This window comes from Marinovum sp. 2_MG-2023 (genome assembly GCF_030548265.1).
GTDB lineage: Bacteria > Pseudomonadota > Alphaproteobacteria > Rhodobacterales > Rhodobacteraceae > Marinovum.
The window spans coordinates 67,769-93,180 of the sequence record NZ_JAUOSD010000013.1 but is presented as its reverse complement, the minus strand read 5'-3'; the positions used below and the strand labels follow the sequence as shown (position 1 = coordinate 93,180).

The 25,412-nt window shown below is 60.4% G+C and carries 21 protein-coding genes and 1 riboswitch; of the genes, 7 read left to right on the top strand and 14 right to left on the bottom strand.

Annotation, left to right across the window (positions count from 1 at the left end; genetic code table 11):
• Nucleotides 1-108: 108 nt before the first annotated feature.
• Both Q4577_RS15210 and Q4577_RS15205 read left to right on the top strand, forming a co-directional pair.
• Entirely contained in the window at nucleotides 109-1,287 is a 1,179-nt protein-coding gene (locus Q4577_RS15210) for an NAD(P)/FAD-dependent oxidoreductase (RefSeq protein ID WP_303470397.1), read from the top strand.
• Nucleotides 1,288-1,364: 77 nt separating this feature from the next.
• Entirely contained in the window at nucleotides 1,365-2,084 is a 720-nt protein-coding gene (locus Q4577_RS15205; RefSeq protein WP_303470399.1) for a hypothetical protein, read from the top strand.
• Between the two features lie 66 nt (nucleotides 2,085-2,150).
• Here the strand turns inward: Q4577_RS15205 and murD are convergent, their stop codons facing one another.
• The 9 genes from murD to mraZ all read right to left on the bottom strand — a co-directional run bounded on the left by murD (nucleotide 2,151) and on the right by mraZ (nucleotide 11,900).
• Nucleotides 2,151-3,557: a UDP-N-acetylmuramoyl-L-alanine--D-glutamate ligase gene (gene murD / locus Q4577_RS15200; protein ID WP_303470402.1), complete on the bottom strand. Its 1,407-nt coding sequence runs from the start codon at nucleotides 3,555-3,557 to the stop codon at nucleotides 2,151-2,153.
• 70 nt (nucleotides 3,558-3,627) lie between these two features.
• On the bottom strand, nucleotides 3,628-4,212 hold the full coding sequence (locus Q4577_RS15195; RefSeq protein ID WP_303470405.1) for a hypothetical protein: 585 nt from the start codon (nucleotides 4,210-4,212) through the stop codon (nucleotides 3,628-3,630).
• Nucleotides 4,213-4,234: 22 nt separating this feature from the next.
• A complete protein-coding gene (gene mraY, locus Q4577_RS15190; protein ID WP_244687629.1) occupies nucleotides 4,235-5,317 on the bottom strand; it encodes a phospho-N-acetylmuramoyl-pentapeptide-transferase in 1,083 nt (360 codons plus the stop codon).
• Nucleotides 5,318-5,337: 20 nt separating this feature from the next.
• A complete protein-coding gene (gene murF / locus Q4577_RS15185) occupies nucleotides 5,338-6,732 on the bottom strand; it encodes a UDP-N-acetylmuramoyl-tripeptide--D-alanyl-D-alanine ligase (RefSeq protein ID WP_303470408.1) in 1,395 nt (464 codons plus the stop codon).
• On the bottom strand, nucleotides 6,729-8,210 hold the full coding sequence (locus Q4577_RS15180; RefSeq protein WP_303470410.1) for a UDP-N-acetylmuramoyl-L-alanyl-D-glutamate--2,6-diaminopimelate ligase: 1,482 nt from the start codon (nucleotides 8,208-8,210) through the stop codon (nucleotides 6,729-6,731). The genes murF and Q4577_RS15180 overlap by 4 nt, the downstream gene beginning before the upstream one ends.
• A gap of 44 nt (nucleotides 8,211-8,254) precedes the next feature.
• Nucleotides 8,255-10,042, bottom strand: coding sequence for a penicillin-binding protein 2 (locus Q4577_RS15175; protein ID WP_303470412.1), 1,788 nt, complete (start codon nucleotides 10,040-10,042; stop codon nucleotides 8,255-8,257).
• On the bottom strand, nucleotides 10,039-10,398 hold the full coding sequence (locus Q4577_RS15170; RefSeq protein WP_244687638.1) for a cell division protein FtsL: 360 nt from the start codon (nucleotides 10,396-10,398) through the stop codon (nucleotides 10,039-10,041). The genes Q4577_RS15175 and Q4577_RS15170 overlap by 4 nt, the downstream gene beginning before the upstream one ends.
• Nucleotides 10,398-11,390, bottom strand: a complete 993-nt coding sequence (gene rsmH / locus Q4577_RS15165; protein WP_303470415.1) for a 16S rRNA (cytosine(1402)-N(4))-methyltransferase RsmH — start codon at nucleotides 11,388-11,390, stop codon at nucleotides 10,398-10,400. Before rsmH ends, Q4577_RS15170 begins: the two co-directional genes overlap by 1 nt.
• Before the next feature lie 3 nt (nucleotides 11,391-11,393).
• Complete coding sequence (mraZ, locus tag Q4577_RS15160; RefSeq protein WP_244687643.1) at nucleotides 11,394-11,900, bottom strand: division/cell wall cluster transcriptional repressor MraZ; 507 nt, start codon at nucleotides 11,898-11,900, stop codon at nucleotides 11,394-11,396.
• Between the two features lie 772 nt (nucleotides 11,901-12,672).
• Nucleotides 12,673-12,873, top strand: a riboswitch (cobalamin riboswitch).
• Between the two features lie 123 nt (nucleotides 12,874-12,996).
• On the opposite strand from mraZ, the gene Q4577_RS15155 reads away from it, so the two are divergent.
• Genes Q4577_RS15155 through Q4577_RS15140 form a run of 4 tightly spaced genes read left to right on the top strand, consistent with a single transcriptional unit; the run spans nucleotide 12,997 to nucleotide 17,465 of the window.
• Entirely contained in the window at nucleotides 12,997-14,892 is a 1,896-nt protein-coding gene (locus Q4577_RS15155) for a TonB-dependent siderophore receptor (RefSeq protein WP_303470419.1), read from the top strand.
• The gene (locus tag Q4577_RS15150; RefSeq protein ID WP_303470421.1) at nucleotides 14,879-15,727 is read left to right on the top strand and encodes an ABC transporter substrate-binding protein; all 849 of its coding nucleotides are present in this window, start codon (nucleotides 14,879-14,881) and stop codon (nucleotides 15,725-15,727) included. The genes Q4577_RS15155 and Q4577_RS15150 overlap by 14 nt, the downstream gene beginning before the upstream one ends.
• Nucleotides 15,724-16,707, top strand: coding sequence for an iron ABC transporter permease (locus Q4577_RS15145; RefSeq protein WP_303470423.1), 984 nt, complete (start codon nucleotides 15,724-15,726; stop codon nucleotides 16,705-16,707). The genes Q4577_RS15150 and Q4577_RS15145 overlap by 4 nt, the downstream gene beginning before the upstream one ends.
• Nucleotides 16,707-17,465: an ABC transporter ATP-binding protein gene (locus Q4577_RS15140; RefSeq protein ID WP_303470562.1), complete on the top strand. Its 759-nt coding sequence runs from the start codon at nucleotides 16,707-16,709 to the stop codon at nucleotides 17,463-17,465. The genes Q4577_RS15145 and Q4577_RS15140 overlap by 1 nt, the downstream gene beginning before the upstream one ends.
• A gap of 24 nt (nucleotides 17,466-17,489) precedes the next feature.
• Here the strand turns inward: Q4577_RS15140 and Q4577_RS15135 are convergent, their stop codons facing one another.
• Nucleotides 17,490-18,560, bottom strand: a complete 1,071-nt coding sequence (locus tag Q4577_RS15135) for an Mrp/NBP35 family ATP-binding protein (RefSeq protein WP_303470425.1) — start codon at nucleotides 18,558-18,560, stop codon at nucleotides 17,490-17,492.
• Nucleotides 18,561-18,786: 226 nt separating this feature from the next.
• Between Q4577_RS15135 and Q4577_RS15130 the strand changes: the two genes are divergently transcribed.
• Nucleotides 18,787-18,999, top strand: coding sequence for a DUF1127 domain-containing protein (locus Q4577_RS15130; RefSeq protein ID WP_244687654.1), 213 nt, complete (start codon nucleotides 18,787-18,789; stop codon nucleotides 18,997-18,999).
• 356 nt (nucleotides 19,000-19,355) lie between these two features.
• Here the strand turns inward: Q4577_RS15130 and Q4577_RS15125 are convergent, their stop codons facing one another.
• The 4 genes from Q4577_RS15125 to folE2 all read right to left on the bottom strand — a co-directional run bounded on the left by Q4577_RS15125 (nucleotide 19,356) and on the right by folE2 (nucleotide 25,305).
• A complete protein-coding gene (locus tag Q4577_RS15125) occupies nucleotides 19,356-19,904 on the bottom strand; it encodes a DUF1697 domain-containing protein (protein ID WP_303470428.1) in 549 nt (182 codons plus the stop codon).
• A gap of 11 nt (nucleotides 19,905-19,915) precedes the next feature.
• Complete coding sequence (locus tag Q4577_RS15120) at nucleotides 19,916-22,270, bottom strand: ATP-dependent helicase (RefSeq protein WP_303470431.1); 2,355 nt, start codon at nucleotides 22,268-22,270, stop codon at nucleotides 19,916-19,918.
• Nucleotides 22,271-22,585: 315 nt separating this feature from the next.
• Nucleotides 22,586-24,034, bottom strand: a complete 1,449-nt coding sequence (locus tag Q4577_RS15115; protein ID WP_303470433.1) for a TrkH family potassium uptake protein — start codon at nucleotides 24,032-24,034, stop codon at nucleotides 22,586-22,588.
• A 221-nt stretch (nucleotides 24,035-24,255) separates the two neighbouring features.
• Nucleotides 24,256-25,305, bottom strand: a complete 1,050-nt coding sequence (gene folE2 / locus Q4577_RS15110) for a GTP cyclohydrolase FolE2 (protein ID WP_303470436.1) — start codon at nucleotides 25,303-25,305, stop codon at nucleotides 24,256-24,258.
• Between the last annotated feature and the right edge of the window lie 107 nt (nucleotides 25,306-25,412).

The window sequence follows — 25,412 nt, the reverse complement described above, 5'->3', positions numbered from 1 at the left end:
GGCAAAACCCGAAAAAACCCAGAATTTCCGCCCCAACCACGTCGCCAGGACAGAGGGTTTCCACCGCCGCCCCTTGCCTTTTGCGCGGGATCGGGGCACCGCTGCCACATGGACACAAAGACGTTGATTATCGGGGCTGGCGCTGCTGGCATGATGTGCGCCGCCCATGCCGGGCCGGGCACGCTTGTGATTGATCATGCCAAGGCGCCGGGTGAAAAGATCCGAATTTCCGGCGGCGGGCGCTGCAATTTCACCAATATGTACGCCGGCCCGGATAATTTTCTGTCGCAAAATCCGCATTTCTGCAAATCGGCGCTAAAGCGGTATACCCAATGGGATTTCATTTCCCTGGTCGACCGGCATGGCATCGCCTGGCATGAGAAAACCCTGGGCCAATTGTTCTGTGACGGCAAATCGACCCAGATCGTCAACATGCTGGTACAGGAACTGCGCGAGGCCGGTGCGGATCTCTGGCTCAAGACCTCGGTCAAGGGGCTGCGCCATGATGGCACGCATTTTCATGTATTGCTCGAACGCGAAGGCCAGAAAACCGAAGTGCGGATCCGCAACCTGGTGCTGGCCACCGGCGGCAAATCCATCCCGGCGATGGGCGCGACCGGTCTGTCCTATGAGATTGCCACCAAATTCGGCCTGAAGATCACAGAGACACGGCCGGCATTGGTGCCGCTGACCTTTTCCGACCAAAGGTTTGCCAGCTTGTCGGGGCTGTCACTGCCGGTCACCGCGCGCGCCAATACGACGGGTTTTGACGAGGCAATGCTGTTCACGCACCGTGGCTTGTCCGGCCCGGCGATCCTGCAAATTTCATCCTTCTGGCGCGAAGGCGATGAAATCAGCGTGAACTTGGCCCCTGCCGGTCTTTTCGCGGCGTTGCGCGACGCACGCCAAAGCGCCGGACGTGTGAACCTGACCACGGCCCTGGCGCGGCATCTTCCATCGCGGCTTGTGGATTTTCTGGCCGGTGACCTCCGGCTGGCCGGGAACCTTGCGGATCAAAGCGATGCGCGGTTGCGCGAGATCTGTGACGGGCTTGCCGATTGGCGGCAAAAACCCACAGGATCAGAGGGCTATCGCACCGCCGAAGTCACGATCGGCGGCATTGACACCGACGAGCTGAATTCGCGCGACATGATGGCCAAATCCCTGCCCGGTCTTTTTGCGATTGGCGAGGCGGTGGATGTCACCGGATGGCTGGGGGGATATAACTTTCAATGGGCCTGGTCGTCGGGTTGGGCCGCCGGCAGCGCAATCCGATCCCAAGCCTAAGTCCAAGACCAGCCCCAGGATATTTACAAAACCTACATCTGGCTGTTACATACCTGTTGCAATAAACAGGTGGCCGCATGGCATTTATCGAATATCCGCCGCTACGTCCGACCAATATATTCCGCTCGCTCGAAGCAAAAGTGCCGCGCAAATTTGCGCGCGATATGGCCAACCGGATGCGGTTTGGCACCCATGCCCCGCTTAGCGATGAACCCCTTTTTGTGCCTTTGGCAGATGTGCATGCCACATATGTCCCAAACCCGGCACAGGGCGCCCCGAAATTTCGCCGCCAATACAGCGGCCATGTCGAGGGCGGCGATTGGGATCTGTCGATCACGCCGCTGATGGACAGCGCAAAATACCTCGCTTGCCGGGCGCATTTCGTCGACGGGGTGGCGTGGCAGGACACCGGATTGTTCGAACGACATCTGAAGATTATCGCCAAGACCGGCCAGTCGGATGAATGCCGCACGCTTGACGATCTGAAGCGGCGCTATGACCGCATTGATGCGCTGTTTGAGACCGTGAAACGCGCCGGCCAATTGCGCCCGCGCAGCACCCTTCCCGACCGTTTCCGGCGCGAGCATGGCGGAATTTTCGTTCATATCGACCGAAATGGCCGCGCAATCCGCAGCGGCGGCGGCGAACATCGGTTTGCCATTGCGCGCATCCTCAACCTGCCGGAAATTCCGGTCCAACCCGGCGTGGTGCATCTCGACGCTGTGGCACAGGGCCATCTGCAACGGTTGCGTCAGTCGATCTTTGGCGAAGTCCCGGGGGCGTCGCGGGAAAACTAACCCCCCGGCACGCCGTGCCAGAGGGTGTTTCGCAGCCTACGCCGCCCCGGTTGCCGATTGGCACGCCTATTTGGTGTCGAGCAAAGCCAACACATTCTGGGTGAAATCCGTGCCGCGCTGTTCGAAATTGTCATATTGATCAAAGCTTGCCGCGGCGGGGGCCAACAGGACCGTTTCCCCCTCTTGCGCGTCTTGCATTGCACGTGCGACGGCGGTGCTCATATCTGTACAGACCTCGGCCTCGACCCCCGGCATGCCCATGGCAAATCCGGCGGCCTCGCGTCCGATCACATAGGCCTTGACCACATTTCCCAGTGCCGCGCCCAGCCCGTCAAGACCACCTTCTTTTTGCAGGCCGCCACAGATCCAGCGGATGCTTTTGAAAGCGGCCAATGCCTTGGCCGCGCTGTCGACATTGGTGGCCTTGCTGTCATTGACATAAACCACCCCGCCCGCTTCGGCGATGATCTGGCTGCGATGCGGCAGCCCCTTGAAGCTGTGAAACGCCTGTTCAATCACCCGTGGCGCAAGCCCCAGCGTGCGACATGCAGCATAGGCCGCGCAGGCGTTTTGGTGGTTATGTGCCCCCGGCAGACCCTTGATCGTGCGCAGGTCGATCGACCCGGCCTGACGGCCTTTGCGGAACTCCGCAAGATAGCCTTTGCGGGCGAAGACATTCCAACCTGATCCCGTCAATTTGCTGCCGGAAGAGACCCGGATCACCCGGTCGTCGCCCGGGCCTTCGGCCATCTGCCCGGCAAGGAATTTGCCCTCGTCCTCGTCGACGCCAATGATCGCGCGGTCCGGTCCGCCCTCGGCAAAGAGCCGGCGTTTGGCCGCGAAATATCCGCCAAAGCCGCCGTGCCGGTCCAGATGATCGGGGCTGAGGTTGGTAAAGACCGCAACATCCGGCGTCAGCGCCCGCGCCAATTCGGTTTGATACGAGCTGAGTTCCAGCACCACAACGCCGCCATCCCCCGGCGGGTCAATATCCAACACCCCCCGGCCAATATTGCCGGCCAATTGCACGTCGCGCCCCGTGGTTTCCAGGATGTGATGGATCAAGGCCGATGTGGTGGATTTGCCGTTTGATCCGGTCACCGCCACCACGCGGGGCGCGGTGTCGTAGCTGTGCCAGCCATCATTGGCCAGCGAGCGGAAGAACAATCCAATGTCATTGTCGACCGGCACGCCGGCGTCAAGCGCGGCAGCGACAACCGGATTGGGGCTCGGGTAGAGATGCGGAATACCGGGAGAGACGATCAGCGCGGCAATCGCGTCGAACGCCCCCTGTTTCGTCAGGTCGGCACAGGCAAAGCCCTCTGCCTCGGCGCGATCACGCGCGCCCGGATTGTCATCCCAACAGACCGGCACGGCCCCACCCGCCGCCAGCGCGCGTGCCGCCGCAAGACCAGAGCGCCCAAGCCCAAGCACAGCCACATTGTGATTTTCATACCCGGTCACTGGGATCATCTTCGCCACCCTTTTTGCGTTGATCCAGCGCTAGCGGATTGATCGCGAATAGGAAAGACCCCGCAACCGCTCAGTTGGCGGCGGCCCGATGCAATTGCACCTGTCGCGTGCCGCCGGCGCTGTTGGCCATATATCCCACCGCATCATCATTGCCGAAAAACATCAGCGCGCCCCAGCTGCGGCGGTCGCCCTTGCCGAATTGCCACCAATAGCGCAACGGATCTGCGCAGCCGGTCAGCACCTCGACATCCTGTTGCGTCAATCCGCCCGGGGTCAGCGCCGGAACCGACATGTCGATCGGGGGCTCTGGCCAATCCATATTGCCCGCTTCAAGCGCGGCATTCAACGGCACCAGCGGCACGGACATTCCGCCACCGCCCATGCGCAATCCACCGCTCGCCGGATCAACCGCCAGATCGACAACCATTTGATTGGTGCCGGTGGTAAAGCCTGTGCCGGGGGCGGTCATCTGCCAGGGACCGGCCAGAAATTCGGCAAGCTCGGTTTCGGTGCCCGCGCCCAACCCCGCCTGACACAGGGAAATGATCACCGATTTGGGCTGCGCATCGGCCATCGCCGGGGCCAGGGTCAGAGGCAGGGCCATGGTCAGGGCCGACACGGCCGCCATCATACAGCTGCAAACAATAGTCTTCATGCCCAAACCCCTTTGCCGGAAATTACCGTACTTTCAATGTGGCCAGCCCGATGATCGCCAGGATCAGCGAAATGATCCAGAACCGGATCACGATGGTTGGCTCGGCCCAGCCCTTCTTCTCGTAATGGTGGTGGATCGGGGCCATCAGGAACACGCGTTTGCCGGTGCGTTTGAAATAGAGCACCTGAATGATGACCGACAGCGCCTCGACCACGAAAAGACCGCCGACGATGCCCAGCACGATCTCGTGTTTGGTGGCGACGGCAATCGCCCCCAGCGCACCGCCCAGTGCAAGTGAACCGGTGTCGCCCATGAAGACCGCCGCAGGCGGCGCATTATACCACAGAAACCCGAGACCGCCGCCGAACAACCCGGCGGTGAAAATCAGGATCTCGCCCGTGCCCGGCACGTAATGCACATCAAGATATTCGGTAAAATCGACCCGCCCCACCGCATAGGCAATCACACCCAGCGTGCCGCCGGCGATCATCACCGGCATGATGGCCAATCCATCCAGCCCATCGGTCAAGTTGACCGCATTGGCCGCCCCGACAATGACAAACATCGCAAAGGGAATGAACAGCACCGACATGTTCAACAGCGTGTCTTTCAACACCGGCAGCGCCAGACGATATTGCAATTCTTCGGGGTGATAGAGCGTGGCCCAATAGGCGGCAATGCCCGCGATCAGGAACCCCAGCAACAGCCGCACGCGCCCCGGCACGCCCTTGGTGTTTTGTTTGGACACCTTGGCATAATCATCGGCAAATCCGATCAGACCAAAGGACAGCGTCACAAACAGAACCATCCAGACGTAAGGATTGTCGAGCCGCGCCCAGAGCAGGGTCGATGTCACCAAGGCCCCCACAATCAACAGCCCGCCCATGGTGGGGGTGCCTGCCTTGGCCAAATGACCCTCGGGGCCATCATCACGAATTGGCTGACCTTTGCCCTGACGGCGGCGCAAAACGTTGATCAACGGCGGACCAAACAAAAAGCCAAAGATGAGCGCCGTCATAAAGGCCCCGCCCGCCCGGAAGGTGATGTAGCGGAAAAGATTAAAGAAATCTCCGCCATCTGACAGGCCTGTCAACCAGTAGAGCATGTTCGCCCCTTTTCTACCACTTATTGTGGGCTGCTGTGGCCCATTTTGCGAATTTCGTCAACCAGCGCCGACAGGCCAACAAAGTTTGATCCTTTGACCAAGACGACATCGCCATCCTGGAACGCCCCCGCCAGATCCAGATCCAACCCGCCGATGGTGTCGCACCATGCGCCGCGTTTTTCCTGTGGCAAGGCAGACCAGAGATGTCTGCAAAGCGGGCCGATGCAATGCACGAGGTCGATGTCATCCATCTGATTGGCAAGCGCGGCGTGCAGCGTCGGGGCGGCCTCGCCCAGCTCGCCCATATCGCCAAGCCAGGCGATGCGCCGGCCGCCACGGTCGGGGGATGTTGCGGACAGCACCGCCAACGACGCCGCCATCGAGGCCGGGTTGGCATTATAACTGTCGTCGATCAGTTCAATGGTCTTGGCACCGCCCAGCGAAACCTTTTGCCGCTCGCCCCTGCCCTGCACCGGATGCCATTCGCTCAGCGCCGCCATGGCCACCGCCCGATCCAGCCCCAGCACATCACAGACCGCCAGCACCCCAAGGCCGTTCATCGCAAAATGTCGCCCGGTGGCGGCAATCTGATAGGTCATTTCACTATAGGCATCACGTGCCGTCGCCAGTGTCGTGCCATCGGTCAGTTGGACCTGCAAAAGCTGATGATCGGCCTCGGGGACGCCGCCAAACCCGACATATTGCGCGCCGGCGCGTTCCACCGCTTCGCGCAGAATGGCGGCGGTCTCGACCTCGGCATTAAAGACGGCGACGCCGCGGTTTTCCAACCCGGCAAGGATCGCGGCCTTTTCCGCGGCGATGCCAGCGATGTCACCAAAGGCCGCAAGATGGGCCGGGGCGACAATGGTGATCATTGCCACATGTGGCCGTGCCATGCGCGACAGCGGTGCAATTTCGCCGGGATGGTTCATGCCGATTTCGATCACGGCAAATTCGGTGTCGGCGGGCATGCGCGCCAAGGTCAGCGGCACGCCCCAATGATTGTTGTAACTGGCCACCGACGCATGGGTGCGGCCAAAGGCCGACAGGACTTGACGCAACATTTCCTTGGTCGAGGTCTTGCCGACCGAGCCGGTGACCGCAACAACGCGGGCGTCGGTGCGCGCACGCGCGGCACGGCCCAGCGCCTCTAACCCGGTCAACACGTCATCGACAATCAGCAACGGCGCATCCGCGGCCACACCATCGGGGATATGGGTGACCATGGCCGCCGCCGCGCCCTTGGCCAGGGCCTGCGCCACAAATTCATGGCCGTCGCGCGCCGCTTTCAACGCCACAAACAGATCACCGGGTTGCAGAGTGCGGGTGTCGATGGACACGCCTGTCGCCTGCCAGGGGCCAATGGCCTGCCCGCCCGTCGCCCGTGCCGCATCCTGTGCGTGCCAAAGCGTCATGGTTGCACCCCGTCCAGCGCCGCGACCGCCACGCTGGCCTGTTCGACATCGTCAAACGGAAAGACCGTATCGCCGACCACCTGGCCGCTTTCATGGCCTTTACCACATATCAAAAGCGCGTCGCCCGCGCCCAGCATATCCACCCCGCGCAAGATCGCCTCGGCGCGGTCGCCCACCTCTGTTGCCTCGGGTCCGGCACCCTGTAGGACGGCGGCACGAATGTCGCCGGGATCTTCGCTGCGGGGATTGTCATCGGTCACAATCACCAGATCGGCCGCATCGCGCGCCGCTTCGCCCATCAGCGGGCGTTTGCCGGTGTCGCGATCGCCGCCAGCCCCCACAATGGCGATCAAGCGGCCCATCACATGCGGGCGCAAAGCCGTCAGCGCGGTTTTCACTGCATCCGGCGTATGGGCGTAATCGACAAAAACCGCCGCACCATTGCCGCGCGTCGCCGCCAGTTGCATCCGACCACGTACATTTTCAAGATCATTGAAGGTGTCGAACACCTGTGCGGCCTCGGCCCCTGCCGCAATCACCAGCGCCGCAGCCATCAGAACGTTGTCAGCCTGAAATCCGCCGATCAGATTCAACCGTGCCTGATGGGGTTGGCCCTGCCATTCAAACCGCAGATCCTGACCCGTGGTGTCAAACCGTTGCGCCACCAGACGCAGATCGCATTCCGGGCCATGCCCCACCCGCAGAACCTGTTGCCCGCGCACGGTGACCACCGGCTCCAGCTGCGCAATCACATCGTCGTCCATGTTCAGAACCGCAACGCCGTCTTCGGGCAGAACGCGGGTGAACAGACCGGATTTGGCCGCCAGATAGGCGTCAAAGGTCTTGTGATAGTCCAGATGGTCCTGGGTAAAGTTGGTGAAACCCGCCGCCCGCAAATGCACCCCGTCCAACCGCCGTTGGTCAAGCCCATGGGAAGAGGCCTCCATCGCGGCATGGGTGATGCCGTTTTCGGCGGCCGCCGCCAGCGCCCGGTGCAAAGTCACCGGTTCCGGTGTTGTATGGGCCAGAGGGGCCCGCCAACTGCCTTCAACCCCGGTGGTGCCAAGGTTGACAGCGGGCAGGTCCAGAAGATTCCAGATCTGGCGACAGAAGGTCGACACCGAGGTTTTGCCGTTTGTGCCGGTCACTGCCACCATGTGGCGCGGCTGTACACCAAACCAAAGCGCCGATGTGAATGCCAGCACCTGACGCGGATCCTGGGCGACGATCAACGCCGCATGCGACGCATCCAGAACATCGGCTGCGATGCGCGCGCCCTTGGCATCGGTCAGGATCGCCGACGCGCCCATGCGCAGGGCGTATTGAATGAACTCGCCACCATGGACCTGACTGCCCGGCAGAGCGGCAAACAGAAAACCGGGCTTCACCTCGCGGCTGTCTACCGTGATCCCGGTAATCTGGGCTTCGGCCCCGCCGCGAGCATTCAGGCCAAGATCGGCCAAGGTTTTGGATGTCATGCGTCCCCCGGTACTGGCCCGATCATGGACCGGTCATGCGCCTTTCAATGGTTGATCAAACTTATACCAGCGAGTTCCGCGGGTTCAATCGTTGGCCGCAATCCAAGCAGCGGCGCAAGCCGTTCAATCATTTCGGCGGCCACCGGAACCGCCGTCCAGCCAGCGGTACGACGCAATTGGCCCGCCGCATGAATTTCCGGTTCGTCCAGGGTGACGATCAACACATATTTCGGCTTGTCGATCGGAAAGATCGAGGCAAAGGTCGCAATCACCTTGTCATCGTAATAGCCGCCCTTGGGCTTTGGCTTGTCGGCGGTGCCGGTCTTGCCGCCCACGGCATAGCCTTTGACATCGCCAAAGCTGGCGGTGCCATCCGGGTGGCTGACCACCAGACGCAACATCGCCCGCGACGCCGCCGAGGCGCTGGCCGACATCACCCGTTCCCCATAATTCGCCCCGTTTTGGCGCAGCAGGGTTGGGGTGATCTTGTAGCCGCCATTGGCCACCGTCGCATAGGCCGAGGCCAGATGCAGCGGCGAGGCCGACAGCCCGTGACCGTAGGAAATCGTCATGGTCGACAATTCTGACCAATGCGGCGGCAGCAACGGGCGCGCGGCCTTGGCCTCTTGCAGTTCGATATCCTTGACGTCAAAGAAGCCAAGCTTTTGCAGGAACTCCTTTTGCCGCGGCACACCGATCATCTGGGCCAGACGGGCGGTCCCGATGTTCGATGATTTCACAATGACCTTGGTGACCGACAATTCCTTGCCGTAGTTGTGGAAATCACGAATGCGGTGTTTGCCCCACTTCAGCGGGCCGCGAATATCGACCGGGGTCGACGGATTGACCAGGCCGATGTCCATTGCCTGGGCGGCGGCAAAGATCTTGAAGGTCGAGCCAAGCTCATACACCCCCTGCACCGCGCGGTTGAACAGCGGGCTGATCGAGGGATCGTCGCCAAGCGCAGGCAAAGGTCGGTCGTTGGGATCAAAGTCCGGCAGACTGGCCAGCGCCAGAACCTCGCCGCTGTGCACATCCATCAGGATCGTCGCCGCACCTTTGGCATTCATGATCTTCATGCCGCCATAAAGCACCTTTTCCGCCGCCGCCTGTAGCGTCAGATCAAGCGACAATTCCAGCGGCGCGCCCTCACGCGCGGGATCGCGCAGAAGGTCGTCATGGAACTTCTCGATACCGGCGGTGCCGATGACCTCGGCCGAATGCACGCCTTCGCGGCCAAATCCATAACCGCCCAGCACATGCGACGCCAACGCGCCATTGGGATAAAGCCGCATCTCGCGCGGGCCGAACAACAGCCCCGGCTCGCCGATATCATGCACCGCCTGCTTCTGTTCCGGGCTGAGCTTCTTGCGAATCCACATGAATTTACGATCCGAGGTGAACCGCTTGGTCAGATCCTGGACATCCAGATCAGGAAAGATCTTGCCCAGTTCCGCCGCCGCCCGCACCGGATCAACCATCTGTTGCGGATGGGCATAAAGCGAATGGGTCTCCATGTTGGTGGCCAGAAGCCGCCCCTTGCGATCCACGATATCCGCCCGTTGCGCCACGATGCTGGCCCCATTGCTGGCACCGCGTGGTTCCGCCGGTTCAGACGCCGCAAGCAGCCCCATCCGCGCGCCAATCACCAAAAAGGCGCAGAAATACATGATCCCCATCAACAGCAGGCGCTGTTCGGCGCGCACCCGCAAACGGTCGCGCATATCCTCGTGCCGCAATCGGATGTTTTCCCGTTCGATGGCGTCGGGATTTTCACCTTTTTGGCGGGCCTCCAGAATACGGGCCAGCGGGCGCAGCGGCGTGCGGATCATGGCTCTTGCTCCTCACCTTGTGATGACACAGCCACCGGATTGGTGATCGGCTCCATATTATCAAAGTCCGGCATCGGGAAAGTCACCTGGTCGATATTGGCAAAATGATGGGGGCGCAGCGGCAAAAGCCCAAGACGGTCAAAGTTCAGCTCTGCCAGGTCGCGCAGCCGGTCCGGCCGGTTCAAATAGGCCCATTCCGCCCGCAACACCGAAAGCCGCGACCGCGCCGTGCCAATGTCACGCTGCAATTGTGCCGATTTTTCAATTGCTTCCTGGGTTCGGTAGTTTTCGTGATAGGCCCAGAACGCCAAACCGATCACCGCCAAAGATGTCAGGATATACAAGAACGACCGCATTACCTTTTCCCCTTCAGCTGCGGCATGGCAATTGCGCTGGGATCGACCGCCCCGGCAGGCATATCCGTGCGCCGCGCCACCCGAAGCCGCGATGACCGCGACCTTGGGTTTTCCTCCAGCTCCTGATCATCCGGGCCGACGGCCTTGCGTGTGAGAATATCGAATTGGGCGGGCACCACGGCGGTTTGCGGCGCATAGCGATTGGTATTGCCGGAATGGCCGGCACGGGCGGTAAAGAACCGTTTGACCATGCGGTCCTCGATCGAATGAAAGGTCACAACCGCCAGAAGACCACCGGGTTTCAACACCCGTTCGGCGGCCATAAGCCCCTGAAACAATTCCTTGTATTCGTCGTTGACCGCGATGCGCAGCGCCTGAAAGCTGCGGGTTGCGGGGTGGCTTTGGCCGGGTTTCGACCGTGGCAGGGACCGTTCGATCACCCCGGCCAATTGCAACGTGGTTTCAAACGGGGTGTCCGCCCGCACCCGTGCAATATTCTTGGCAATGCGCCGCGAGGCACGCTCTTCCCCATAGGTGAACAGGATTGCGGCCAATTCTTCTTCGCTCAGATTGTTGACCAGATCGGCGGCGCTGACGCCCTGTTGGCTCATCCGCATGTCCAACGGCCCGTCCCGCATGAAGGAAAAGCCGCGTTCGGCGCGGTCCAGCTGCATCGAGGACACACCCAGATCAAGCACCACGCCGTCCACCTGATCGGCGACTTCGTCCATTGCCGAGAACACGGTTTTTTCCGGGCGCACACGCGCGCCATAGTCCCCGAGCCAATCTGCCGCCATTTCGAAGGCCAGCGGATCGCGGTCAATTGCGACCACCTCATCCGCCCCGGCCTCTAACAATGCGCGGGTATAGCCGCCGGCCCCGAATGTGCCGTCGATCCAGGTGCCAGTGACCGGCGACACCGCCTTGATCAATGGGCGGATAAGGACGGGGACATGCGGCGCGGCGTCGGGTTTATGTGGGGCTGCGGCCATTCTTCAAACGCCTCCGACCGGTCCATCAAGGAACGACATGGGATCGAAGTCTTCCGGCAGTTCTTCCAGCCATGCTTCGGTCTTGGCCAGCTCTTCATTTTCATAGGTCTCGGGGTTCCAGATCTGGAACGTATCGCCAGCCGCAATGAAGAAGGCCTCTTTCTCAAGATTGATTCTGTTGCGCAGCTTCGCAGGCAGGACCAGTCGGCCGGTCTCGTCCACATTGGTGGGGAAGGATTGCCCGTGGAACATATGCTGCAACATTTTCCGTTCCATGGATGCACGCGGCAGAGCGTCGATTTTCTTGTCGACCTCTTCGATGGCTTCCATGGTGTAACATTCAAGGCAGTTGAGCTTCTTGTTGCCGTAGACAATCACAAGCTCCGGGTTTTCTCCGACTTTCCAGTTGGGATCAGCGGCCTCGATCACACGGCGAAAGCCGGCCGGGATTGACACCCTGCCCTTTGCATCCACCTTGTGATGGCTTTCGCCTCTGAACCTGCGGCTCACTGTCCTTGCCGTCCTTTGCCTCGCGCCCCGTATTTTCCCCAATTTGAAATGGAAAACGGCGGGTTGATCTGCTGCCACTGATCAACCCGCCGCCCATGTCCCGCTTGGCGGGAAGTCCAGCTGCGCGCGCCACCTGGGGGGATGTCTGCTCGCCCGCGCGCCGGATTCTGTTCACGATGAAAGACGGTGCCTGTATGAAACCATTTTTATTGTTTTTGAGTATTCGGTGCGGGGTCTTTGTTGCCCCTTGTTCCGTCCCTCATCGTGATACTAGGGATGCCATGGGAATTCATGGAAATCAACTGCTCTTTATGGGAAATCGCCCCTACAGTTTGTTCACAGGGGCTGTGGAAAACTAAATATAGCGGCGAAATCGCGGTCCAACGCGGAAGTTCTAGCGAAAGAGATCCCGGCCCAACACTATATGTGGTAAGGTACTGGAACGCGCCCAACGGCCCATGATTTCCCAAAAAAATTCTAACCAGACGCCCAAAATAGCGACACGGCCCGGTTTCAGCCCGCAGAATCACGCGAGAGTGGTCAAATTTGATTCGTCTTGAGGGGCAATTGGCGGTCGAACACCGCATTCCCCAAGATCGTCCCACGAATTCCCGTATTTCCCATCCATTCCCGTTGTCGTGCCCGGCATTGCCCCCGTTTGCCCCTGCTGGCCCATTCAAAAGCCTTCGATCCTGTAGACCCGGGGCCACAACGCGCGGATTTGACGCCGGATGGGTCAAAATGGCCGCTTGTCACAATGCATTTGCGTGACTAGACGAAAGCACGCTTTGGTTCGGGCCTCGCAAGAGGTCCGTGAAAAGGGAACGCGGTGCAAACCCGCGACTGCCCCCGCAACTGTGAGCGGCGAGCAAACCCGGAAATTGCCACTGTGGCCCCCTTTTGGGCTGCGGGAAGGCCCGGGGATGTGACGACCCGCGAAGTCAGGAGACCTGCCAGGCGATCACCCTATCCGGGCGCGGGGCGTGCGATGGATAACGGCAACCCCGTTGCGGTGATTTCACTGAGACGGGGGGTGACCTCCGGTTTGATTATCAATCGGCCCTTTGCACTCACAGGGCCAATCGGAGGGACAGACATGACCCGAACACAACTTCTGACAACCGCGGCCCTGCCCGCATTGTTGTCCGCACCGGCCTTTGCACAGGACGATCCCTATGATCTGGGCGTCCTGATCCTGTCCGCCGGATACGAGGCCGTGGCCGAAGACGAAACCGGCGTTGCCGTGGATGTCATCACAGAAGAAGAGCTGGAGGCCACCGGCGAGACCAGAGCCATTGATTTCCTGGCCCGCCAACCCGGCGTCACCCTGCGCACCACCGGCCCATTGGGCACCACCGCCGGTGTGTTCATTCGCGGCGTGAACCAGAACAATATCGCGGTGCGCGTCGATGGCATCGACGTCTCTGACCCGTCCGGCCCACAGGTGGCTTATGATTTTGGCGGCTTGATGACCTCTGACATCTCGCGGATTGAAATCCTGCGCGGTTCGCAATCGGCGCTTTATGGATCCGAAGCCCTGGGCGGGGTGATCAATATCACCACCAAACGCGCCACCCGCGACGGGCTGAGCGTTCAGATGACGGCGGAATATGGCGCCTATGAAAGCCTGCGGTCGTCGGTCACCTTTGCCAACAAGGGCGAAGGCCACGAAAGCGCGCTGACCCTGTCCTATGCCAACAGCGACGGATTTTCCGCCGCCGACGAAAACGATGGCAACGACGAGGCCGACGGTTTCAACGCCAAGCGCCTGAGCTTTGCCGGCAGCTATGATCTGGGCAGTCCCGACACGGTCCTGCATCTGTCGGCGTTCAGCGAAGAATCGACCTATGATTACGATGAAACCTCCGGCGGTGTGCCATTGGATGGCAGTTCGGATGAGGTCACCGAGAAACAACAGGACGGCCTGCGCATCGCACTGGATTTCGTCACCGGTGGCTTTGATCACACGGTCTCGGCCTCTTATTTCCGTATTGATCGCACCCTGACCGGCTCCGCTGCCAGCTTTGGCGGCGTGTCTGATGATCAATTCGACTATACCGGCACGCGGATGGAATACCGCTATCAGGGCGGCGTTGATCTGACCGACACCACCCGTTTGGTGTTCGGCGCCGATCACACGGTCGAGGAATTCGACACCTCCCTGACGCTCGATCACTCGATCTTTGGGCTTTATACCGATGGGCAAAGCCATGACACGTCGGTCACCGGTCTCTTTGCCGAGGTGACAGCCGCGCCCAGCACGGAATGGAACCTGTCGGCGGCGCTGCGTTATGACGAACATTCCGAATTTGGCGGCTTCACCACCGGGCGGCTGTCGGCGGTCTATCGCCCGACAGAGGATCTGATCTTCCGGGCCAATGCCGCAACCGGGTTCCGCGCCCCGTCGGGGTATGAGCTTTATGATGGCTTTGCCGGCAATTCGGATCTTGATCCCGAAACATCCAAGAGTTTCGACCTTGGTGTCGAGAAACGCTTTGGCGACCGGGGCTATATCCGTGCCACGGCCTTTCATATCGAGGCCGAGGACATCATCGACTATTCCTTTACCGCTGGCACCTATGTGCAGGCCTCTGGCACCTCGACCCGGCAGGGCATCGAATTGGCTGGCGGCACAGAGCTGTGGCAGGGCGTGCGGCTTGACGGCTCTTACACATGGACCGACAGCTTTGCCGATGCCGATCTGGACAGCTCGAGCTGGTCCGCCGCAGTTCCCGGCCATCAGGCCGCTGCCACTGTGACCGCAGATTTCGGCAGCCAGACCAGCCTGGCCGTCACCGGTCTTTGGGCCGGGGATCGCGCAGAGGGGCTTGACCCCTATGGCGCGTTGAATTCGACCCTGACATACAAGGTGATGGACAACGCCGAAATCTACCTGAGGATCGAAAACGTCTTTGACGAGGAATACCAAACCGCACCGGGCTATGGCACATCGGACCGCGCGGCCTATTTTGGAATCCGTGCGTCTTTGTAAGGCACTGACCCTGTCCGCCGCGCTGATGTTTGGCGCGGCGGCAGCGGTGGGTGCGGCGGCGGGGGACACCCCGCAAAAGGTTGTGTCGATCAACCTGTGCACCGATCAACTTGCGATGCTGCTGGCCGCCCCCGGCCAGTTGCACGCGGTGTCGTTTCTGGCACGGGACAGCCGCAGTTCGGCCATGGCCGAAGACGCGATGCAATACCCGATCACCCATGGCCGGGCCGAAGAAATCTATCTGATGCAACCAGATCTGGTCCTTGCCGGCCGCTACACCGCCCGTGCGACGGTGGACATCCTGCAAAACCTGGGGATTTCGGTTGTGACATTCGACATTGCCAACAACATGATGGATGTGCGCACCAATCTGATCCAGATGGGCGCGGCTCTCGGCCAAACGGAAAAGGCCCAGGAAATGCTGCGCGATTTTGACAGGCAACTGGCGGCTTTTCAGGCCGAGGTCACACGCCGCCCGCGTGCCGCCCTTTATTATTCCAACGGCTTCACGTCAGGGCGGGGTTCGCTGGCGCATCACATCCTGACCGCCGCCGGGTTTGACAATATCGCCATCGAAGCAGGTTATGAAAACGGCGGCGCGATGCCGTTGGAGATCCTGGCATTGACCGCGCCAGAGGCCATCATCACCGGGCAACCCTATCCCGGTGCCAGCCGGGCCGAGGCGATCATGGATCATCCGGTGGTGCATGCCCTGCGCCGCGCGTCCAAGGGCGCCAGTCTGACCAACAGCGATTGGGTCTGTGGCACGCCGCATGTGCTGCGCGCAATCGAAGGTCTGTTGCCCCTGCGCCGCGAATTGGAAACCCGGCCATGACCCGCCTCATGCTTCTGTTGACCCTAGGGGTGCTGGCGCTGTTTTCGGCGTCGATGCTGATCGGCCCGGCGCCGGTCGGGGTGGGCGACAGCCTGCGGGCGTTGTTCACCGATACGGGCGCGCCGATGACGCTGGTGATGCGGGAAATCCGCCTGCCGCGTGCGGTGCTGGCCGTGATCACCGGCGCATCGCTGGGCATGAGCGGTGCCGCCATGCAGGGCTATCTGCGCAACCCATTGGCCGAGCCGGGGTTGATCGGGGTGTCATCCTCGGCGGCTTTGGGGGCGGTGATTGCCCTGCAAACCGGTGCGGCGGCGGCCTTTACCCTGGCATTGCCGCTTGCCGCGCTCGGCACGGCCTTGATCGGTGTCATGCTGGTGATGGTGCTGGCGGGGCCGCGCGGGGCGTCGTTGACGCTGATCCTGGCGGGGATTGCGATTTCGGCTCTGGCCGGGGCGCTTCTGTCGCTGGTGTTGAACTTGTCGCCCAACCCCTTTGCCACTTCGGAAATCGTGTTCTGGATGATGGGATCGCTGGCGGATCGGTCGATGATACATGTCTGGCTGGCGCTGCCATTGTCGCTGTTTGGCTGGATCTTGCTCGGGTCCTTGGGCCGGGGGCTTGATGCGCTGACCCTGGGCGAAGACGCGGCTGGCGCGCTTGGCATACGCCTGCCCCGCCTGCGGATGACATTGGTGGTTGGCACCGCCTGTGTGGTCGGCGCGGCCACGGCGGTGGCCGGGGCCATAGGTTTTGTCGGTTTGGTCGTGCCGCATATCCTGCGGCCATTTGTCGGCGCCCGGCCCTCGCGGTTGGTCTTTGCCTCGGGTCTTGGCGGGGCGGCGCTGGTCCTGGCGGCGGATATTGCCGTGCGCTTGATCCTGCCGGATCGGGATCTGAAGCTGGGGGTTGTGATGGCACTGATCGGCGCGCCGCTTTTCCTGCATTTGATCTACAAGACCCGCAAGGAATTCGCATGATGCCGCTTTTGGAGGTTTCCGGTCTGACGGTCCTGCGCGGCGACCACCCGGTTGTCAGCAACCTGTCCTTTGCCATCGGTCCCGGCGAATGTGTCGGGCTGATCGGTCCAAATGGCGCGGGCAAGACCACGCTTTTGCGGGCCGCGCTTGGCCTATTGCCACATCAGGGCCGCAGCAACATTTCCGATCTGGCGATCGGCACGCGGGCGCGCCATGCCGCCTGGATGCCCCAAACGCGCGAGATTGCCTGGCCGATTGATGTCGAAGCGGTGATTGCCCTTGGGCGCACACCCTGGTTGCCGCGCGGCGGCAGTTTGCGTCCCGACGACCGTGCCGCCGTCGAACGTGCGCTGTCACATATGGACCTTGGCCCCTATCGCCGTCGCGCCGCCAATCGGCTGTCCGGGGGCGAGCAGGCACGCGTGTTGATTGCCCGCGCATTGGCCCAGGAAACGCCGCTGCTGATGGCCGACGAACCCATCGCCGGGCTGGATCCGGCAGCACAGATTGCCACGATGCAGGTGTTTGGCCAAATCGCGGCCGAAGGCAAGGCGGTGGTCGTCTCTTTGCACGATCTGGGTCTTGCAGCGCGCCATTGTACCCGCATCCTTATGCTGGACCACGGTCAATTGGTCGCCGATGGCCCGCCAGCCGAGGTGCTGACCCCGGCCCGTCTGGCCGAGGTCTTTGCCCTGCGGGCGCATTACCAGACCGGCCCGGATGGCCCGATCTTTCAACCGCTGGAATATCTGCGCTGACAGCCGCGGCTTACGCCGCCATGTTCAAATCAAGCCGCCCTTGATCAACCCGGCCGCAAGCTGTGCATAGGCTTCGGCCATCGGGCCATCACCCGCCGCCACCGGCGTGCCGCCATCGCCCGCCAAACGGGTGTCGAGATCAATCGGCAACTGCGCCAGAAGCGGCACCCCCATTTGCTGCGCCTCGGTCGCGACGCCGCCATGACCAAAGATATGCGCCTCATGCCCACAGTTCGGGCAGTGAAAGGTCGACATGTTTTCGATCAGGCCCAGGATCGGGGTCTTCAACGTTCCAAACATATCTATCGCCTTGCGCGCATCCAGCAGCGCCACGTCCTGGGGCGTGGACACAACAATGGCACCGGACAGATCGGATTTCTGACACAGGGTCAGTTGCACATCCCCCGTCCCCGGCGGCAGGTCGACCAACAGCACATCCAATTCGCCCCAGGCCACCTGCCCCAACATCTGTTGCAACGCCCCCATCAACATCGGCCCGCGCCACACCACAGCCTTGTTCGGGTCCATCATCAACCCGATCGACATCATGGTCACCCCATGTGCCACCAGCGGTTCGATGGTCTTGCCATCCGGGCTGGCGGGCCGTTTGCTCACGCCCATCATCCGCGGCTGGCTGGGGCCATAGATATCCGCATCCAACAGGCCAACGCGTTTACCGGCCCGGGTCAGCGCCACGGCAAGGTTCGATGACACGGTGGATTTGCCCACCCCGCCCTTGCCCGAGCCGATGGCGATGATGCGCTTCACCCCCGCCGGTTTCATCGGCCCGGCCTGTGGTTTTGGGTGGCCGCCGATCTTGAGACTGGGCGCGGGTTTGGCTGACGCCGCGGCAGGGCCATGCGCTGTCAGCATAGCTTGTACTTTTTGCACGCCGGGCACGGTGGCCACCGCCCGCTCTGCCGCCTGGCGCAATGGTTCCATCTGGCGGGCGATTTCCGGTGACGGCGCTTCGATCACAAAAGACGCCAAACCGTCCTGAAACCGCAAAGCACGAATCAAATCGCGCGAAATCAGGTCGCCCCCGTCCGGCAGGGCAAGCTCTGCCAGTTTTTCTTGAATAAGTTTCTCTGTCATTTCTCTGCCCATTTCCTTGGCGTCGCTGCACCATAGCAACGCATCCCAAACCGTTACCGCAACCATTTCGCGAATTTTTGCGACCTTGGTCGCATTCACACTTCCTTAACACCCGTTAACTCATGCAATTTCTGCATAGCAGCATTGTCCAACCATGTATTGTGCAGCCGCAGCATAATGCTAAATTGAATACAACAAGAAACACAGTCACAGAGGCAACAGCGCCATGGCAGACATCACAAACACCAGCCCCGTCCTTACCGGACCGGTGGCACGCGTACAAACAATGTTGCGCGCTTTTGGCACCCGCGTCGCCCAATACCGCGTGTACCGCGACACATTGCATGAACTGCAAATGTTGTCGGTCCGGGAATTGAATGACCTGGGCGTAAGCCAGTCCGAAATTCGTCGCGTCGCATACGAAGCGGCATACCACTAATAAGGAATCAGAAGGCTCTCTCCTCCTCCCTGAGTCTTCTGTGTCTTTGCGGCGGCATCTCTCCTCCTCCCTGATGTCGCCGCATTTTTACAACTGGGCCTGAACGCCCAACCAGAGATTTCCGCGCTCTCTCCTCCCATTGTGCGTGGAAATACCGGACCCAAGGCTCTCCTCCCATTGCCAAGGGTCCAAACATCGCCGGCGCTTCGTCTCCTCCCATTCTGAGGCGCTGGTAAATAAAGACGGCGGCACATCCTCCCGTGCCGCCGTTCTTTATTTCGGGGGTCTGAATTTCAGTGCCAAACGGCGACATCGGTCGCGAACGCCATGAGCGGCAATGATGCCCGCCCAGCGGTCTATTGCGCGGTGGGCGACTTCAGCAATTTTCCCAAAGTGTTCCAATTGCGCCCCGTCCCCGGTTGACCAATCAGCTTGTCCAGCCGCGCCGGTGTCAATTTCGACATACCGACACCATCAACATAGTCGACAAACAGCCCGCGGCTGACCGGGACCAGCCGCTCTGGCCCCAGATCCCAATCGGCGGCGCGCTGTCGTGCGGCATCATCCAACGCCCGTGCCGTGGCCACATACAGAACCCGCGCCGGTCGCGTGGTCGTTTCTGTCACAAATGGCGTTTCGGACATGATCTGGCCCAGTTCTGCGCGGGTCATCACAACCACGGAATTCCCCGGCAGCGACAGACCAAAGCCGATCAAAACCTCTTCGATCAAAGTTTGCAGGGCACCGCCGGGAGTATCGCCGGAGGCATCAGAACGAAACAGCAGGTTCCCCGTGGCCAAAACCGTGCGCACATCATCCAGGCCACGGGCCGAAACCGCGCCGCGCAAATCCGCCATCGACATCTTTTTATGGGTGACTGGCCCGATCGCCCGAATCAATGCCACCCAATCCGCCATCAGAACGGCACATCATCGGACCCGGTGACGAATCTTGCGACCACCTTCTTGGTTCCGGCTTTTTCAAACTGAATTTCCAGCTTGTCACCCTCGATCCCGATCACGCTGCCATAGCCGAATTTCTGGTGAAACACCCGTTCGCCCACCGTATGGCTGGAGATCGCGGTGGCATCTATTACCGTATTCCGGGTTTCGCGCGGCTGCGACATCGGGCGTTGATTCTGCCGATCCTGCAAACGTTTCCAACCCGGTGAATTATAGACATTCGCCTCGGCGACACGCGTTTCAATCCCAGAGCCATAGCTTTGCGCGCCCCTGCCGCCACCGCCGCCGCCATACAGGCCCGACGGGGTCAGGACATCGACATGTTCCTCTGGCAATTCGTCCACGAATCGCGACGGCAATTGCGATTGCCACTGGCCAAACACCCGCCGATTGGCGGCAAAGGAGATGGTACAGACCTCTTCGGCCCGCGTAATACCGACATAGGCCAGCCTGCGTTCCTCTTCGAGGCCCTTGAGGCCGCTTTCATCCATGCTGCGCTGGGACGGGAAAAGCCCGTCTTCCCACCCCGGCAGAAAGACCGCCGGAAATTCCAGCCCCTTGGCCGCATGCAAGGTCATGATCGACACTTTTGCGCCGGCCTCTTCGCTTTCGTTGTCCATGATCAGACTGACATGTTCCAAAAACCCTTGCAGGTTTTCAAAGGCCTCAAGCGCCTTGACCAATTCCTTGAGGTTCTCCAGTCGGCCCGGCGCTTCTGGCGTCTTGTCGTTTTGCCAATGCGCGGTATAGCCGCTTTCATCCAGAATGATCTGTGCCAATTCCACATGGCTCAGGTCCTTGTCGCCGGTCATGCGCCCCCAGCGCGCCAAGCCGTCAATCAACCCCGCCAAGGCGTTGCCGCCCTTGCCCTTGATCGCACCAGAATCAACGGCAATCCGGGCCCCGGCAACCAGTGGCACATTGTTTTCACGCGCCAGACGCTGAATGGTTTGCTGTGCCTTGTCGCCCAGCCCCCGTTTTGGCGTATTCACGATACGCTCAAACGCCAAATCATCCTCGGGGCTGACCACCACCCGGAAATACGCCATCGCATCGCGAATTTCCAAACGTTCGTAAAAGCGTGGGCCGCCGATGACCCGGTATGGCAAACCGATGGTCAGAAACCGATCCTCGAACGCCCGCATCTGATGGGATGCCCGCACCAGAATCGCCATGTCATCCAGGCTGAAACCACGCATGCCACGGGTGCCGCCCTGCATCGCCTCGATCTCTTCGCCGATCCAGCGCGCCTCTTCTTCGCCATCCCAATGGCCAATCAGACGCACCTTTTCGCCCGCCTCGGCCTCGGTCCACAATTCCTTGCCCAACCGGCCCTGATTGCCGGCAATCACCCCCCCGGCCGCCGCCAGAATATGCGGCGTCGAGCGATAGTTCTGCTCCAGCCGCACCACCGTGGCGCCGGGAAAATCCTTTTCAAACCGCAGGATATTGCCGACCTCGGCCCCGCGCCAGCCATAGATCGACTGATCATCATCGCCGACGCAACAGATGTTCTTGTGCCCTCCCGCCAACAACCGCAGCCAGAGGTATTGGGCGACGTTGGTATCCTGATACTCGTCGACCAGAATGTATCGGAACCAGCGCTGATATTGCGCCAGAACGTCGTCATGTTTCTGAAAGATCGTGACGCAATGCAGCAACAGATCGCCAAAATCGGTGGCGTTCAATTCCCGCAGCCGCAGTTGATACTGGGCGTAAAGCTCGACACCGCGATTGTTAAACGCCCCGGCCTCTGCGGCGGGGATATTGTCCGGTGTCCAGGCCCGGTTTTTCCAGCCATCAATGATATGCGATAACTGGCGCGCCGGCCAACGTTTGTCGTCGATGTTGGCAGCCGACAGAAGTTGCTTCAACAACCGGATCTGATCATCCGTATCCAGAATGGTAAAGTTGGATTTCAACCCCACCAGTTCCGCATGACGGCGCAACAATTTGACGCCAATCGCGTGAAAGGTGCCCATCCACGGCAGCCCCTCGACCACCTGCCCCAGCAACCGCCCGACGCGCACTTTCATTTCGCGCGCCGCCTTGTTGGTAAAGGTCACCGCCAAAATTTCATTTGGCCGGGCCCGACCGGTGTTCAGCAAATGGGCAATCCGGGTGGTCAGCGCCTTGGTCTTGCCGGTCCCCGCGCCTGCAAGCATCAGGACCGGACCATCCAGCGCCTCAACCGCGGTGCGTTGCGCCGAGTTCAAGCCATCCAGATAGGGCGCGGGCCGCGCCGCCATGGCACGTTGCGACAGACTGGAGGCCGCTTCGAATGCATCAATATCGTCAAAATTGCTCATGGGGGCGAACATAGACACTTCGGCCGGCCCTGAAAAGCCTGTTCGCCTTCTGTTCACATCGAATCCTGTTTCAAGGTAAGAGGGGGCTCTGCCCCCACCCTTCGGGCCCCCCGGGATATTTTCAGTCAGATGAAAGCTCAGCCCCCAGTGTTCAAGACACCGAGGCGAGATGCATCAGCGCTCAAACAACCGGGGGCTTTCACCTGACGCGGTCATCGGCTTCCCAGCCTGTACCGCAGATCCAAATGTCGACTGTTATGGTTAAGGAACCGTTTCATCTGACCGGAAATATCCCCGCCGGAGGCATGAAACTCTTTACGCCCGCCAGAAGTTCACGGTCAGGATGGCAAAGACCGCAAGCAATTCCAGTCGCCCGACCAGCATCCCCACCGACAACAGCCATTTCGCGGTATCGTTCAAGGTGGCGAAATTGCCCGCCGGACCAATGACGGAACCAAGTCCGGGGCCGATGTTGCCGAGGGCCGTCGCAGCACCGGAAATCGACGTGACAAAGTCGAGGCCCGTCGCAGACAGAAGCACCGCCAAAACACCCAAAGACACCACGAAGAACATGAAAAACGACATCACCGAGCTAAGAACATCCTCCCCCACGGCGCGCCCTTCGAAACGTGTGGTGAAGATACCATTCGGTGAGCGGATGCGCTTCAACTGTACCCGGATTGAAGCAAACAGCAGCTGGTAGCGGAAGATTTTGACGGAACAGGCGGTGGATCCCGCGCAGCCGCCGATAAGCCCGATGAAGAAGAACAGGGAAATCATCAACGGGCCCCAGCCCATGTAATCGACACTTGCATAGCCGGTGCCCGATATGATCGACGAGATATTGAACAAGGCTTCGCGGAATGCCTGTTCCGGGTGATGCGGAAAGACCATCAACAGCACGGCGGTCGAAAACACGACCAGCACCGCGATGGTCAGCAAAAAGACCCGAACCTGGCTGTCGCGAAACAATGGCCGGGCAGATCCGTTGACCAGCTGCACGTACCGTACAAACGGCAAAGCGGCGAGGATCATGAACACCGAAGCGACATATTCCATCGGCCCGGTAAAGGCCCCAAAAGAGGCGTCATAGGTCGAAAAACCGCCTGTGGAAATCGTGGTCAACGCATGGACGGATGCATCAAACGGATCCATGCCAAACAGGATATACAGCAGCGCGCAGGCCAATGTCAGGCTGACGTAGATCACCGAGATCTGGCTGGCGATCTGCGTCGCGCGGGGCAGGATTTTGCCCATTGTGTCAAAGCTTTCGGCACGAAAGATCTGCATGCCGCCGACCCGCAACTCCGGCAGGAAAACCATGGCAACGACAATGATGCCGATCCCGCCCAACCATTGCAGCAGCCCCCGCCACAACAACAGCCCCTTGGGCAGCGTATCCAATCCGGTGAAAACGGTAGAGCCGGTTGTCGTCAGCCCCGACATCGCCTCAAAAAACGCATCGACATAGCGTGCTTCTGTCGCGCCGATCATGAAGGGCAAAGCGCCAAACACCGGCAGCGCCAACCAGACACCGGTGGTCAACAAAAACGTCTGCTGGATCGAAAGTCCCGACTTGACCCCATTGGAGCAGGCCAAAGCCATCAGGCCGCCGGACAATATTGTCACCACGCCGCTTTCGACAAAAACAGGCCAATGGCCCCGCCCCTCGGCCAGATCGACCAGGAAAGGCAGAAACATCGTGGCGCCAAGACAGGCCACCAACAATCCGATCACGTATCCGACGGGGCGAATATCAAACATGCGGCAAAGCGTTGGACCCCGCTTGCCGGGGTGTCAAGACAAGCAAACGAATGTAGCGCCTACTGTGGGAAAATGTCCCTAGATTTGGCTGCGATTTTGGGGCGATGCACGATCTGAACGCGCGGCGTTCGTCGTGGCGACGTGGCCGAAAAATGCGCGGCAATCGAAGCCGCGCATCGCAAGTGACAGACGACATTGATCGCCGACTGCCGCCGAGGCGCCTAGCCGACGTGAAACAGCGACGCGAAAAATCGCGGATCAATGCTGGCACTTTCGAACGTCGGGCCAGAGGTCAGGACCGAAATCGCATCATGTGAATGCAGGCTTTCCTGATGACTGGCGGCCACCCGGAAATCGCCCACCCGCGAGTCCGCCTGTAGTTCACCACAAAACAGTCGCGCCGCATCTTCGACAAAGATCGGATTGGCGGCGTTCAATTCTGCGAATGCCTGTTCGTCTTCACGTTTGACCATCACCTGGGTTTCGGTCGGAACGGCCCGGCGGCACAAGTCAATAAGGTCTTCGAACCAAAGGCATTTTTCGCCCTGCACCTTGACCGAAATGCGCGCGACGGATCGTTGGGAATGTGGCGTTGCCAATTGCCCGCGCTCGCGCCGTGCGTGTTCGCTCAACTCCAATGAACATGGGCATGTCGAGGAATAGACGTAATCCAGATGGATGATCCGATGGCGCGCGCCGTCCTGTTCGATCAACTCCAGCGCGATGTCGTAATATTGATATCCACTCAGCCCGGATCGCAGGCTGTCGCGGCGCATGGGAAAGGAAAACCGCATCTGGATGCGCGCGTCAAAGCTTTCCAGATCGGTTTTGTAATCATCCAGCGCGGCCTCCATGACCTCAAAGCTGAATGTCTTGTCCGCATGCTCATAAAACGACCGCATGATGCGGCTCATATTGATGCCTTTTTTGTCGGCCTCAAGACTTACCGAACCGGTGACCGAGGTTTCCAGGTTGAGATCGCCCTGCCCCCGCGTGAGATAGCGGATCGGCAAACGAAAGTTGGAAATCCCGACATGCTGGATCGGTTCATTTGCACCGCGAATGAGTGATGCAGGGCCGTTCTGCAGATCTGGCAAGCTGGCCTTATAGGCCGCATCCACCGAAAAATCAGTGGGATAAGCCCGATGCATTACCGGATAGGTCAGGTCCGATTGTCCGGTCCCGCTCGCATATCGCCGCAACAGGTCGAGCGCCGCCTCGGCCTCGTCCCGGCTGGGCAAGCGATTAATCTTTGGTGTCTGGACGTTCATGCACGACCCCTTTCAACGCGAGCAAGCGACAATGTAGGCGCTCTTGGCGCAAAATTCCATTGTCCGCCTAATAAAAGGTAAAGGGTGGCCACATCAGGTTAAAGTAT

What these genes read in the sequence shown, in the direction of transcription:
- Q4577_RS15130 (WP_244687654.1), top strand. Translation starts at nt 18,787, where the DNA reads ATGGCAGACATCACAAACACCAGCCCCGTCCTTACCGGACCGGTGGCA.
- Q4577_RS15135 (WP_303470425.1), bottom strand. Translation starts at nt 18,560, where the DNA reads ATGACAGAGAAACTTATTCAAGAAAAACTGGCAGAGCTTGCCCTGCCG.
- Q4577_RS15180 (WP_303470410.1), bottom strand. Translation starts at nt 8,210, where the DNA reads ATGACATCCAAAACCTTGGCCGATCTTGGCCTGAATGCTCGCGGCGGG.
- Q4577_RS15140 (WP_303470562.1), top strand. Translation starts at nt 16,707, where the DNA reads ATGCCGCTTTTGGAGGTTTCCGGTCTGACGGTCCTGCGCGGCGACCAC.
- Q4577_RS15170 (WP_244687638.1), bottom strand. Translation starts at nt 10,398, where the DNA reads ATGCGGTCGTTCTTGTATATCCTGACATCTTTGGCGGTGATCGGTTTG.
- mraY (WP_244687629.1), bottom strand. Translation starts at nt 5,317, where the DNA reads ATGCTCTACTGGTTGACAGGCCTGTCAGATGGCGGAGATTTCTTTAAT.
- Q4577_RS15195 (WP_303470405.1), bottom strand. Translation starts at nt 4,212, where the DNA reads ATGAAGACTATTGTTTGCAGCTGTATGATGGCGGCCGTGTCGGCCCTG.
- murD (WP_303470402.1), bottom strand. Translation starts at nt 3,557, where the DNA reads ATGATCCCAGTGACCGGGTATGAAAATCACAATGTGGCTGTGCTTGGG.
- Q4577_RS15205 (WP_303470399.1), top strand. Translation starts at nt 1,365, where the DNA reads ATGGCATTTATCGAATATCCGCCGCTACGTCCGACCAATATATTCCGC.
- murF (WP_303470408.1), bottom strand. Translation starts at nt 6,732, where the DNA reads ATGACGCTTTGGCACGCACAGGATGCGGCACGGGCGACGGGCGGGCAG.
- Q4577_RS15175 (WP_303470412.1), bottom strand. Translation starts at nt 10,042, where the DNA reads ATGATCCGCACGCCGCTGCGCCCGCTGGCCCGTATTCTGGAGGCCCGC.
- Q4577_RS15210 (WP_303470397.1), top strand. Translation starts at nt 109, where the DNA reads ATGGACACAAAGACGTTGATTATCGGGGCTGGCGCTGCTGGCATGATG.
- Q4577_RS15145 (WP_303470423.1), top strand. Translation starts at nt 15,724, where the DNA reads ATGACCCGCCTCATGCTTCTGTTGACCCTAGGGGTGCTGGCGCTGTTT.
- folE2 (WP_303470436.1), bottom strand. Translation starts at nt 25,305, where the DNA reads ATGAACGTCCAGACACCAAAGATTAATCGCTTGCCCAGCCGGGACGAG.
- rsmH (WP_303470415.1), bottom strand. Translation starts at nt 11,390, where the DNA reads ATGGCCGCAGCCCCACATAAACCCGACGCCGCGCCGCATGTCCCCGTC.
- Q4577_RS15155 (WP_303470419.1), top strand. Translation starts at nt 12,997, where the DNA reads ATGACCCGAACACAACTTCTGACAACCGCGGCCCTGCCCGCATTGTTG.
- Q4577_RS15120 (WP_303470431.1), bottom strand. Translation starts at nt 22,270, where the DNA reads ATGAGCAATTTTGACGATATTGATGCATTCGAAGCGGCCTCCAGTCTG.
- Q4577_RS15115 (WP_303470433.1), bottom strand. Translation starts at nt 24,034, where the DNA reads ATGTTTGATATTCGCCCCGTCGGATACGTGATCGGATTGTTGGTGGCC.